10 protein-coding genes and 2 pseudogenes are annotated in these 11994 nt (G+C 61.3%); 1 reads left to right on the forward strand and 11 read right to left on the reverse strand.

Annotated features, from left to right (window positions below; all coding sequences use genetic code 11):
• From RIFP1SYM_RS13530 to RIFP1SYM_RS13575, 11 genes and pseudogenes are all read right to left on the reverse strand, one after another.
• Positions 1-540, reverse strand: a 540-nt coding sequence (locus RIFP1SYM_RS13530) for a DMT family transporter (RefSeq protein ID WP_039960534.1), incomplete at its 3' end; no start/stop codon positions are given.
• 278 nt (positions 541-818) lie between these two features.
• Positions 819-1508 carry a HoxN/HupN/NixA family nickel/cobalt transporter gene (locus RIFP1SYM_RS13535; RefSeq protein ID WP_006473680.1) on the reverse strand — a complete coding sequence of 230 codons (690 nt, stop codon included), beginning with the start codon at positions 1506-1508 and terminating at the stop codon, positions 819-821.
• A 73-nt stretch (positions 1509-1581) separates the two neighbouring features.
• On the reverse strand, positions 1582-3939 hold the full coding sequence (locus RIFP1SYM_RS13540; RefSeq protein WP_005965710.1) for a fatty acid cis/trans isomerase: 2358 nt from the start codon (positions 3937-3939) through the stop codon (positions 1582-1584).
• Between the two features lie 155 nt (positions 3940-4094).
• A pseudogene (locus RIFP1SYM_RS18305) lies at positions 4095-5860 on the reverse strand (V-type ATP synthase subunit A); the annotation flags it as partial.
• Between the two features lie 23 nt (positions 5861-5883).
• On the reverse strand, positions 5884-6573 hold the full coding sequence (locus tag RIFP1SYM_RS13550) for a DUF2764 family protein (protein WP_005965717.1): 690 nt from the start codon (positions 6571-6573) through the stop codon (positions 5884-5886).
• 217 nt (positions 6574-6790) lie between these two features.
• A complete protein-coding gene (locus RIFP1SYM_RS13555) occupies positions 6791-7477 on the reverse strand; it encodes a hypothetical protein (protein WP_005965719.1) in 687 nt (228 codons plus the stop codon).
• Positions 7478-7486: 9 nt separating this feature from the next.
• A complete protein-coding gene (locus RIFP1SYM_RS13560; RefSeq protein ID WP_005965720.1) occupies positions 7487-7939 on the reverse strand; it encodes an ATP synthase subunit C in 453 nt (150 codons plus the stop codon).
• The gene (locus RIFP1SYM_RS13565) at positions 7936-9183 is read right to left on the reverse strand and encodes a V-type ATP synthase subunit I (RefSeq protein ID WP_005965722.1); all 1248 of its coding nucleotides are present in this window, start codon (positions 9181-9183) and stop codon (positions 7936-7938) included. The genes RIFP1SYM_RS13560 and RIFP1SYM_RS13565 overlap by 4 nt, the downstream gene beginning before the upstream one ends.
• Entirely contained in the window at positions 9180-9740 is a 561-nt protein-coding gene (locus tag RIFP1SYM_RS18845) for a V-type ATP synthase subunit I domain-containing protein (RefSeq protein WP_005965724.1), read from the reverse strand. Before RIFP1SYM_RS18845 ends, RIFP1SYM_RS13565 begins: the two co-directional genes overlap by 4 nt.
• A complete protein-coding gene (locus RIFP1SYM_RS13570; protein WP_005965726.1) occupies positions 9737-10327 on the reverse strand; it encodes a V-type ATP synthase subunit D in 591 nt (196 codons plus the stop codon). Before RIFP1SYM_RS13570 ends, RIFP1SYM_RS18845 begins: the two co-directional genes overlap by 4 nt.
• Positions 10328-11689, reverse strand: coding sequence for a V-type ATP synthase subunit B (locus RIFP1SYM_RS13575; protein WP_005965728.1), 1362 nt, complete (start codon positions 11687-11689; stop codon positions 10328-10330).
• Positions 11690-11889: 200 nt separating this feature from the next.
• Between RIFP1SYM_RS13575 and RIFP1SYM_RS19060 the strand changes: the two are divergent.
• Positions 11890-11994 (forward strand): annotated as a pseudogene (locus tag RIFP1SYM_RS19060) (4'-phosphopantetheinyl transferase family protein); the annotation flags it as partial.

Consider the following 11994-nt stretch of genomic DNA (forward strand, 5'->3'; position numbering starts at 1 on the left):
GCCGGTCACCACCAGACCATGCAGGCCGGCATCTAGGCGTTTGACCCAGACACTACTGGCGGAGTGAATGGTCACCGAGACCAGCATCACAGCAACCCCCAGCATCGCCACCGCCGGGTAGTTCAGACTGTCAATAAAGATCAGAGCCAGCCCCGCCAGGGCCAACCCCACCGCCAGCAGACGCAGCGGTGTCAGGCCAACCTCCTCCAGCCAATAGTGCGCCAGCAGGCCGGTAATAATCGGACTCAGGCCGAACAGCACCGAGATCCACCCCGACGGAATGTATTGAGAGGCCCAATAGACCGCCAACATCGCCACATAGATACCCAACCCGGCAGCCAGATAGGTGCGGCGTGCACGACGGTGCCAGGGCATCTGCAGGCGCAGCAGTGCGATCAGCACCAATGCCAGTACCACGCCGATCAACATACGGCTGGTGACCCCGAATAGATAGCCACTACCATCACCACTCCACTTGATTGCCAGCGGAGTGGTGGTCCAGATCAACACCACACCCAGATAGGCGGCCGGAACAGACATCTTTCCTTCCTTATCGTCAATACATTTACTTTGGCCAATAAAAAAGGCCGCAGATGGTAGGATCTGCGGCCTTCAAGATTATTATGCTTCGGTTTGTTCTAATTAAATCCTCAGCTCTCCTCCTCCAGACGCACAGACGGCCCCACCGCTGCCCAAATGCGCAGTCGGCATACTACCAAAACGTCTTTGATGTGCATCAAATCCTCCATAGGCAAGAGCATGCCGCCGAACCCTTCCAGGGTCAACTATTGATTTCAGATCGGGCGGTATTTTTTCAGTCAGACCCCAACCAACAGAGTTGCCCCCAAGCCAATCGTTACCAGACCCACCACCCCTTTCAGACCGTTGTGGGCCCAGCTGAGGTTGCGGGCCGAGTAGCGCAGCGGCAGGCTGATGGCCAGCGAGAGCAGCGCCATACCGACGATCGAGCCCAAACCGAAGAGCAGAATATAGAGCAGCCCCTGCTGTGGTGACTGAACACTCTCCAAGGTTAGCAGGATCAGCGCAGCGGAGCCCGCCAGGCCATGCGTCATACCGACCAGCAGGGCGCGTAGCGGGAAGCCTTTAGGGTGTTTGTGCTGATGTGGATCAACGGCATGATCAAGCCCGCTCTGGCGGTGGGAGTGGGCGTGAAAGTGCTGCAGATCGCCGTGGCGATGAGCGTGGAAGTGGACCCGCTCGCGGATCAGGCGGCGCAACAGGTCGATGCCCAAAAGGATCAGCATCAACCCCACCAATTGCTCCAGCAACTGGGCGATGCTGGCCGGTATCAGACTGTCGAGCACCACCACCACCCCGGCAAAACAGAACAGGGTAAGGCTATGCCCCAGCCCCCAGACCGCACCCTGGCGCAGCGACTCCCGCAGACTGCGACGACCACTGACCAACGAGGCCACTGCAGCCAGGTGGTCTGCTTCCATCGCATGCTGCATACCGATAAGAAAACCGAACGCGAGGATAGTGAACACACCGCCCCCTGTTGCAATGATACGAGTCACCCTTCCCGATCAACTATAACTCAACCACCCCACACCAGGCGGGCTAATCGTTATCCAATCGATTGAAGTCAAACAAACCGGCCTCGATCGGCTCCTGTTGCCGATAGGCGGCATGCAACCGATCGCTGTGCAGCCAGAAATCCGCGCTGGTGCGGCGTACCCCATACCGGTCCAGCAAGGCACGATAGTCGGCCTGGTCACGCATCGCGGCGATCTCATCCACAAAACCGGCCAACCGGGAACTTTCAACCCGCAGCAGAAGGTTGGGATAGGCACCCACCACCCCCCTACTCACAGAAAGCGTATCCTCCTGCGGCAGACGCCGTTGTTGCTCACGAAAGATATGGGCAATATTGCTGTGGGCGTTGTTGCGCAGCAGAGTATAGAGATGGAGGCCAGCATTGCCGCCGACCACGCTGAGCAGTGCCATCTGTGGCAGATGGATCACCGGCAGCCCCTGCAGGTGGGTCAGCCGCTGCAACTGGCGTTCGACATAGTCTGTGCTCTCCGGCTGCAGACGATATTTTGAGGAGTCGGCACCACCCAGGCGCCGGCGTAACATCGCCAATAGCTCCTGCATCGGGTCGTCACTAAGATAGTTGATGCCGCTCTCCTGGTCGAAGCTCAGCTGCTGCTGGTCAATGAACTCCCATACCTTGTCGTGGGCATCCCGATACCAGTGGCGCCATTTTTTCTCGCGTTCCTGCCGTGGCAGCAGCATCAGGAAGTTGAACTCGCCATCCATGCGCAGGTAGTCCATGTAGAGACGGGTGTTAAGCTGATGCCCGAGATTGCCATAGACATCAAACCCCGCCACTAGCAGATAGTGGATCCGCTCAAACAAATTGTAGCTGATCAGCCAAGCACTCTGCGGCCGCTCACCCACTAGCCCCTCCACCACGCTTGCGCTATCGAAGTGGCGAAACACCGTCAATGCCGCATTGGGATTGTGCCGTTCACCATCCCACACCAGGTCGAGATTGATATCCTCAGAGTCGTCGAAACGCTGCCGCAGATAGTCCCGCTTTGCCGCCAGATAGGATTCATGCCGCTGCCAGTATTCGTGCCAGTTGACCAACAGCAGGGCATCGCTGCTCTCGCCGGAGGGCAACCGCAACCGCTCCCCCATGTCGGCCAGCACCCGGTCGGCATCGTAGTCGATGATCGGATTATCGGGGTCGAGAAAGAAGAGCCAGAAGTGATCATTGATCACGTTCAGTGCCACCTGTCCGCGGCACACCGGCCCCTTGATAAAGCCGGAGATAAAATAGCGCGCATCGTCCAGCAGAAATAGATAACGGCTCTTCACCGGAATCGCCTGGAAGGTCTTGAACGGGTTGGCTGCAAACCGGCTACCATAACCAGGCAATGCATCGACTCGATAGCCATCCCCGAGAAACAATTGCTGCCAACGCTGCATGCGTGCGGGGCTCAGGGCGTAGGGCAGATGGGTCTTCGCCAGGATGCTGGTACGTACTGGCTGCAATCGATAGTAGAAACGCTTCACCCCGGGGTCATCGAAGGGACGCCGGCTGGGAATGATCGCAATCGGCGCGCCGCTGGGGGTGCGGGAGCGCACCAGACGAAACCAAACACCGGACGGCATTTCATCAAAGTAGAGATCGCCGATGAACAGGTGCTCGAACAGATAGCGACTCATCAGCTGCTGCTGCAGGGAACGGCCATTGAGAAACGCCTCCCAGCGACTTACCCGCACTTGCTGTTGCGGGTTCAGCACCACTCGATCGTCGCCTTGCGCCCCCTGCGCCAGCCAGCGCATCAACACCCCGTACTCCTCATCGGCCAGCCCCGGCACTCCGTAAGGCATGCCCCAGAGCGGATGCTCCGCAGTGAAGTCGGCGAACTCCTGGCGGCTGGCGCACTGCTGGTCTCGATTAAGCTTTAGGTCGAAGCTGTCAGGCAAGCGGCGTCCTGCAGGCATCGGATGCAGCCTCTTCAGCNCCAGCATGCCGGCGATCAGGCTGTTCTCCNAATTGCCCAGGCTGTTGCCCTGGCCTTCGTTGATCACCGCATGAAACTCTTTCTCACGCCACTGCTGTGGCGTCTGGGCATCGATGAAGAGGCGGGTAACATTAGCGGAGATCAGCCGGGTGCCGTCATACACCTCCTGTTTGCTGGCGCCGCGAGTGATCCCCTCATAGGCGCTCAGCTTGAGCTGGCAGGGGGCATCGTAACAGCCGTGGCAGACCACACAGCGGCGCTCAAGCAGCGGTTTAACCTCATGCTGATAATCCACCGGCTCCCCCTGCTCTGCCGTCGCCAGGATCTCCATAAAGTAGAGGCTGAGGTCAGGTCGATCCGCCAGTTCACGGGTCAGAGGGTTACAGGCCGAAAGGGAGAGGGAGATTAGCAGCAACAACCAGAAATAACGCACAGCCATCGGGACCTGCCTTGGTTGATCGATCCAGCAGAGGCCGCAGGCTCACCCGTCTGTCGGCGTCCTAATTCTATCAGATCAGTGGGGCGCTGCAGGCCTCTTGTCTGACTCCGCTGTACTGCGCCTGGCGCTGGCCAGTATCTCGATCTGCTGCAGGTATCCTGGTACTGGGGGGTCTCCTGGTCACTGTAGTTGAGGTTGCGATAGAGGCCGGTCAGCTGGGTGAAATAGNGCCGGGCCTCATCCTTGTCGGCAAACTTGTAGTGCTGGTTCACCAATCGAAAGACACGGTTGAAGGAGTCTGCCTGACGCTCCAGAGTGGCGGTGGCATCAACCTTGTCGAAGGCATCCTGTTGCAGAAACACCATGTCGACAAACAGCGCCTTCTGATAGACAACAAAGTCCTCCAGGGTGATCCCCTCCTCGCCGGTGACCTGCATCATCTGCGAGACTGACTCGCCTCGGCCGAGCAGCTCGGTCATCTGTTTCACCCGATCGCTCCAGCCCGGCGCGATCTGCCGTTCAAACCAGGGGCGCAGCTGATCGTGGTAGCGCGACCAGGAGAGCAGCGGGTCTACCGCCGGATAGAAGCGCTTGTAGGCGCGCTCCGCGCTGAGGCCGAGAAAACACTTCACCGTACCCAGGGTCGACTGGGTCACCGGCTCCTCGAAGTTACCACCGGCGGGGGAGACGGTGCCGATCATGGTCAGGCTGCCTACCGAGCCGTCGTTGCTCTGCAGCAGGCCGGCACGCTCATAGATGCCGCGCACCGCTGAGTCGAGGTAGGCGGGAAAGGCCTCCTCGCCGGGGATCTCCTCCATACGTCCCGAGGTCTCGCGCATCGCCTGCGCCCAGCGGGAGGTGGAGTCAGCGATCAGCAGCACATCAAAACCCATCTGGCGGTAGTACTCGCCAAGGGTGATGCCGGTGTAGATCGACGCCTCACGCGCCGCCACCGGCATCGACGAGGTGTTGCAGATGATGATGGTACGGTCCATCAGCGAGCCGCCGCTGCGCGGATCATTCATCTTAGGGAACTCGGTGATGGTCTCTACCACCTCGCCGGCACGCTCGCCACAGGCCACCACGATCACCACATCCACCGCCGAGAAGCGCGAGATCAGGCTCTGCAGCACGGTCTTGCCGCGCCAAATGGACCGGGGATGCAGCCGGTGCCGCCGCGGGCTATGGGAAAAAAGGTGTCGATCAGGCGCTGCCCGGTGATCAGCGGCTCTTCAGGGAACAACCGCTGACTAGTGCGACGGCGTAGCAATTGCTCGGGCAGCGCCTTGCGCACCGGCCACTCCTGAGCCAGGGTCAGGGAGCGCTCATGGCCGCGTGCGTCTTTGATGCGCGCCACCGGCACATCGACGGTGAAGGTACCCTGCTGAATCCAGGTCACCGTCACCTCATCCCGCTCCCCGAACGGCACCATGATCTTATGGGTGAAACGCCCCTCCTGCACCGTGCCCAGGGTATCGCCGGGACGCAGCCGCGCGCCAGTCTCCACCTGCGGCACGAAGGACCACTTGGCAGTGGGATCGAGGGCCGGCAGATCGACCCCGCGGGGCAGGAAGTTGCCAAAGCCGATCGCCAGCCCCTCCAGCGGGTTCTGCAGACCATCGTAGACCTGCCCCAGCAGGCCCGGCCCCAGGGTCACCGAGAGCATCTGCCCGCTCTGCTCCACCGGATCACCGATGCCAATGGCGCGGGTACTCTCGAACACCTGCGCCACCGCCTGTCGCCCCTTGACCCGCAGCACCTCCGCCTTGAGGCGCTCCTGACGCCCATCGGCAAGTCGCTGGGGCAGGATGTAGATCACCTCGTTCTTCACCAGCGGCGGACCGCCCTCAAGCGGGCTCTCGATGGTGACTATGTCCTCCTGGACGGCGACGATGCGCGCCAGTTCGGCCCTCTCACTCATGCGCTTATCCCGTTATTCATGACTCATCCATCTCCTACAAACTCCAGCCGCTGGCCTGCCAGCGCCTGCTCCACCAGGCTTTCAAAACGCGCCACTGCTGCCTTACCGTGGTAGCAGCTCCAGCGATCGATAATGCCCCAACGCAGCACATAAACCACCACCGCCTCGAAATCGAAGTAGTGTCCCTCGCCAAAGCGCTCCAGCGCACGCCAGGTCACCCCCAGCAGCAACCGTTCGAGCCCCAGGTGATCTTCCTCCTGCATCAGCCGGTTGGCCTCCAGCACCCATGGGAAGACCCCTTCGAGGCGAAACCCGGGTTCACTCCAATTGGCGTGGATGCGCCGTTGCCAGCGGCCGACCCCCCAACCGCTGGGGCGCTCGGGCGGGCCTTCGCCCCGGCGGCGTCGGCGCAGTGCCGCCATCAGGGTACGTATCTCCATGCGGTAGGCGATCAGCTGCTGCAACCAACTGCAGATCTCCCCCTCAAGCAGCCGCTGTGTCTGCGCCGCCACCGCGGCATCATCCTCATCCAGCGAGTGATTGGCCCAGCGGATCAGCTGCTCGATGGCGTCGAGGGTGACGGCGTCCTCCGGCTCCAGCAGACGCAGCCGGCTCTCCAGCTGGATCCGTGAGATCGGTGTCTGCTGCTCGCCGAACAGCTCGCCGTGATAGGGCAGACTGGTGAGCAGGGTGATATAGAGGTCGCCAGACATATTAAGGAGCCTCTGAACGAATCATGGGCGACCGCCTTGCGGTCCCAAAAACGGCCTGGCGCCGTTTTTCACGCAAGCCCCGAAGGGATGCGCTGAATACATCTCCCGCTGCTGCGTCGTCAATCTTGGCAATAGGCATACTATTACCTGCGATTTCCGCCTTGCAGCGGAAAAATTGGCCTCACAATTCTGTTCGCCCAGATTCATTCAGAGGCTCCTAACCGACAATCCCCTCCACCAGGGCACGGAAGCGCGGCTGCAGGTGGGCCAATAGCAGCCGGGTCACCGCCACATCACTCAGATCGAGCTGGATCGCACCGTCCCGGATCGACAGACGGATACCGGCATGCTGGTCGTCCGCCTCACCAAAACTGACCCCATCACGCAGCATCTCCTTGGTAATCAGGCCACTCAGCTCGGTCAACGGACTGGCACGCAACGCCTCTGGATCTTTGCGCAACTGCTCCAGCCCCACCACGTCCCGCGGTAGCAGCAGCTCGAGCGGTTCATCCTCGGCCAGCTGCTCCCGGGTACGCCCGGCCACCTCCAGGATCAACCGCTGCAGCATCTCCTGGCGGCTCATCTCTTCGCCCACGGCGCGCTGCACATCCTTGGCAAAACGTGCCGTGAGGGTCGATTTCAGCGACAGGATGGCGTCGCGCACCGCCACCGCCAGCGACTCCTGTAGCGCCTTGCGGGTCTTTTCTGCCGACTCCCGCGCCTCTCTGCGCAGCTGTTCTGATTCCAGCTCTGCCTGCTCAATGATCCAGGCGGCCTGGTGTTCCGCATCGGCGACAATCTTTTTCGCCCGCTCCTGCCCCGCCGCGACACCCTCATCATGCAGCCGCTCGATCAGCGCCTCCACCCCGGAGGAGACCTGTAGTGCCTGATCCTGTTTTGCCACCTGACCCTCCTAGCCCGCCACCGGCAGATCGGCGCTGAGCACCAGCGCGAAGACAAAGGCGAACACCGCAAAGCCTTCGACGATGGCGGCCGGCGCCAGCGACAGACCGAAAATCTCTGGCTTCGCCTTGGCGGCATTGATCGCAGAGGCGCAGCTGCGACCCTGGTAGATGGCGCTGAACATCAGCGCCAGGCCGCAGAAGATGCCGATGCCAAACATGCCGGCAGCGGCCTGCGCGGTGACCTCCCGATTCAGGGTGAACATCACCACGATGCCGTAGATCACCTGGGAGGAGGGCATCGCCGAGATGCCCACGTAGCGACCGTGTCCGCTCTCGGTCTCCATCATCGCACCTATCGCCGCCTGCCCCGCCAAGGAGCAGCCGATGACGCTACCGATCGCCCCCAAGGCCATCGGCCCGTAGATGCCGGCCCAGCCGAGCGCCATTACAAACTCATTCATAGTTCGGTCTCCTTTTTGGCGAAGGCCCGAAAAGGATAGCCCTCATCGGACAGGCCCCAGTTGAAAAATTCGATGAAGTTGAGCCGCAGCCCGTGCACAAAGCCGCTGATAATGCCCAGCCCCAGATTGATGCTGTGGCCAAGCAGCAGGATCAGAATCGCCACCAGCAACCCGGCACCGGGCAGGGCCTGTTTCACCTGCAACGCCAGGTCATTGAAGGTGAGCGCCAGAGAGGAGCTGGCCAGACCCAGGGCAAACAGGCGCAGATAGCTCAGAATGTCGCCGAACATTTTGGTCACCTGGGTCAGCCCGCCAAGGCCATCAAGCAAGCGTAGTAGGGCCGATTTCAGATCCTTCACCGGACGCCGACTGCTGAACAGCAACACCAGCAGCAGACCCGTCACCAGCAGCAACAGGCCCAGACGGGTCAGGCTGGCACCACTCTCCACACCACTGAGATAGAGAGTGAAACCACCCGCCACCGCCAGGCTCCAGCCGATCGGGCGGGCATTATGGGGGAAAGGCCGCAGGTGCATCGCCACCACCAGATTAGCCAGTATCAGATGTGCAGAGCCGATGCCGATGGAAAGTCGCATCATGCTGTCGAAGTCGTTCAGATCCAGCAGCTTCAGGGAGCCCGCCAAGCTCGCCGTCTGCGGAACTATGCCGAAGTAGCTGCCCACCAGCACCCCATAGACAAAGGAGGTGGCAAGCACCACCGTGGTGAGCAGGCGGAAACGCCGCCCGCCCTCGCTCGCTCCCATGCGTTTCCAGTATCGGGCAAGAAAAAGGCTGAGAATCAGCGCATAGCCGGCATCCGCCATGATCATGGCGAAGAACAGGGCAAAGGAGAAGAAGACGATCCGCGAGGGATCCCAGGCGTGGTAGCTGGGAGTCTGATAGAAGCTGACTAGATCCTGCCCGCCATCCAGCAGCGCGGGGTTCTCCAGCAGGGTCGGAGGGCGTTCTTCGAAGCTGGGCTCCTCCGCCACCAGCGCCAGCCCCTGCGCATCGGTGAATGCCTGCAATCTCGGTAAATCGCGCTCCGCCAGCCAGCCCTGGATCAGACACAGGCCCTGCTGTTGCCACACCCCCTGGTCCGCCTCAACCAGCGCACTTTGGTCTTCGACCCGCGCCAGGTTGCGGCTCAGCAGGTAGATCCAGCGGCTCAGGGCGTGGTGATCTGAGAGCAGATCCTCCAGTTCGATCTCGGTGCGAATCAGCTCCGCCTGCAACTCACTCAACGAACCGCGCCGGTGTGGGTGCGCGGTACCGGCAGTAGCGTGGCATCGGGCTCCTGTTTGGCAATCACCACCACGTAGCTGAAGCGGTTGTCGCGGTGCACCATCTGCCAAGGCAGATCGAGTGCCTGCAGCTGTCGCTGCTGGTCAACCGGGATCTGGTAGAACCAGAAGCGATAGCCGCCGGAGTATTCCTGGGGCAGCAGCTGAAAGTCACCCCAGGGCATGAGCGCCTCGATGCGGCGCTGCAGACGGCTCTTTTTGTCCTCGGTATCACGCAGCCGCTGTCGGTTGTGCAGTGCTTCGGCCACCACCCGATCGAAGTCAAAACTGCGCTCGTCGCGCACCTGCTGGCGTTTTGTCGCCACGTCTGAGATCCAGCGCAGCGCCTTGTAGGCACTCTCCACCGGCGCGCCGGAGGGTCGATCCGGTTCCGCCTCCGGCTTCGGCTTGAGCGGGATCAGGTGCAGACAGCCGAGTCGCTGCAATCCCTGCAGGATGACGCCGCGCTCCTCGACGAGCCCGGCCAGGGTCACCTTCTGCAGCGCCAGGATGGTCATCGTTTCTTTCTCTTGGCGAGTTTGGCGCGCACCACCGCGGCCCGTTCCTCATCCGCCAGATAGATGCGAATCTGGCGGATATGTTGATGGGTACGGGGGATCAAAACCTTATCAAACAGGTTGACCCGCTGGGTAATGGTGCGCACTGCATCGGCCAGCAGCTGCAAGCGACGCTGTGCCAGCTGCATGCGGATGCGCAACTCTAGCGCCTGTTTCAGCTTGTCCACCAGTGGCTCGACCCAGTGCGGGCGGCTCAGGAAGGAGTAGGGTTTGACCCGGAACTCGACCGCCTGCAGCAGCGGCAGACGCACCCCCATCACATTCTCCTGCGCCAGCTCGACCCGCTCGACCTGCACCAGACCATCCAGCTCTATGCCCTGGTTGGCCAACATCGGTAGCTGTTCGGCAATCCACGGATGGATCTCGGCCAGTCGCGTCTGCTCCTGCGCCAGCTCGGCCCGCGCCCTCGCCTGTTCCGCCAGCAGCTGGCGGCGTTTCATATCCAGTGCGGGCAGAAACTCGCGATACCCCTTCAGCAGCTGATTCTGGCGCGTCAGGGATGACTTATTGAGGGCGAGCCGCGCCATCTATGCCGCCGTCTCTGCAGTCGTCGACTGTGGGAAGTAGCGATCGATGAGCTCCTGTTTCATCAGCAGCTCATCGGCGTCAAAACATTCGGCCAGAGTCTGCCAGCAGCTATCCAGGGCCTGTTCCAGGGGCATCGAGACATTGATATCCATAAAGCGTTTGCGGAACAGGCCGCCGAACTTGAGCAGCTTGAGGTCGAACTCGGAGAGCTCGAAGGCCATCGCCTGTTTCTGTTCCGCATCCTTGGCGCCGGAGTAGAAACGGATCATGGTGTTCATGATCTGGCCATGATCCTCGCGGGTCTGTTTGCCGATCACGTGCTGCTTCAGGCGCGACAGAGAACCAAAGGGGTCGAGCTCCCCGTTGTGCAGGTAGAACTGACCCTCGGTGATGTAGCCGGTATTGTCGGGCACTGGGTGGGTCACATCGTTGCCGGGCATAGTGGTGACGCTGAGGATAGTCACCGAGCCACCCTGAGCGTAGTCGCAGGCCTTCTCGTAGCGGCGCGCCAGCTGCGAGTAAAGGTCACCCATGTAGCCGCGATTGGAGGGCACTTGGTCCATCGCGATGCCAACCTCTTTCAGCGCATCGGCAAAGGCGGTCATGTCGGTGAGCAGCACCAGCACCCGCCGGCCCTCCTCCACCGCGAACCGCTCCGCCACCGCCAGCGCCATATCGGGAATCAGCAGCCGCTCAACGATGGGGTCGGAGGCCTGATTGACGTACATCACGGTGCGGGCAAAGACCCCGGCATCCTCGAAGGCGGTGCGGAAGAAGTGGTAGTCATCAAAAATCAGCCCCATGCCGCCGAACACCACCACATCAGCGTCGGCCTGGATCCCGACCCGTGCCAGGAAGCGGTTGAAGGGTTCGCCGGAGACCGAGAAGATCGGAATCTTCTGGCTCTCTACCAGGCAGTTGAAGACGTCGATCATCGGTACGTCGGTGCGGATCATCTTCGACGCCAGCACCCGCCGCATCGGGTTTACCGAAGGTCCGCCGATGGCGACTTGTGGGTCATGGGAGAGGTCAGGACCGGCATCGATGGGCTCGCCGGTACCGCGGAAGACCCGGCCGAGGATGTTGCTGGAGTAGGTCGCCTGCATCGGGTGGCCGAGGAAACGCACGCTGGAGTCGGTACCCACCCCTTTGGTGCCGTTGAACAACTGCAGGCTGACCTGCTCACCCTGCATGTTGATGATCTGGGCCAGAGAGCTGTCGCCCTCACGCCCCGTCACCAGCGCCAAATCACCATAGCAGATATCCTGCCCCTGGCCGGCCACCAGTTCGGGCACTGCGACCTTAACGATATCGCCGACGATCTCGGTAATGTGAGAGTAGTGGGCAAGACTCAGATTCATGCAACGTCTCCCTGATCATGACACGCCCGACCCGAGAAGTATTATCCCGCTCGCCTGAGTTCGCAAGCGTCATCACACCATCCGCTATACTGCGCGGCTGACACCCTGCAGCATTTAGCCTTGAGACCCCGATGCCATCTGAATTTTTAGCCGAGCAACTCTTCCCCCCTGAAGTGGCGCTGGTTATCGCCAGCCCGGAGATGTGGGAACAACCACTGTTCGCCGCGGAGGAACAGCTCATCGAGAACGCCATCGAGAAGCGCCGGCGGGAGTTTCGCGCCGGACGGCACGCGGCTCACCACGCG

The organism is endosymbiont of Riftia pachyptila (vent Ph05), from assembly GCF_000224455.1.
Lineage (GTDB): Bacteria > Pseudomonadota > Gammaproteobacteria > Chromatiales > Chromatiaceae > Endoriftia > Endoriftia persephonae.

Excerpts from the sequence above, each read along its gene's own strand:
- RIFP1SYM_RS13560 (WP_005965720.1), bottom strand. The coding sequence starts at position 7,939 with ATGAATGAGTTTGTAATGGCGCTCGGCTGGGCCGGCATCTACGGGCCG.
- RIFP1SYM_RS13550 (WP_005965717.1), bottom strand. The coding sequence starts at position 6,573 with ATGTCTGGCGACCTCTATATCACCCTGCTCACCAGTCTGCCCTATCAC.
- RIFP1SYM_RS13570 (WP_005965726.1), bottom strand. The coding sequence starts at position 10,327 with ATGGCGCGGCTCGCCCTCAATAAGTCATCCCTGACGCGCCAGAATCAG.
- RIFP1SYM_RS18845 (WP_005965724.1), bottom strand. The coding sequence starts at position 9,740 with ATGACCATCCTGGCGCTGCAGAAGGTGACCCTGGCCGGGCTCGTCGAG.
- RIFP1SYM_RS13575 (WP_005965728.1), bottom strand. The coding sequence starts at position 11,689 with ATGAATCTGAGTCTTGCCCACTACTCTCACATTACCGAGATCGTCGGC.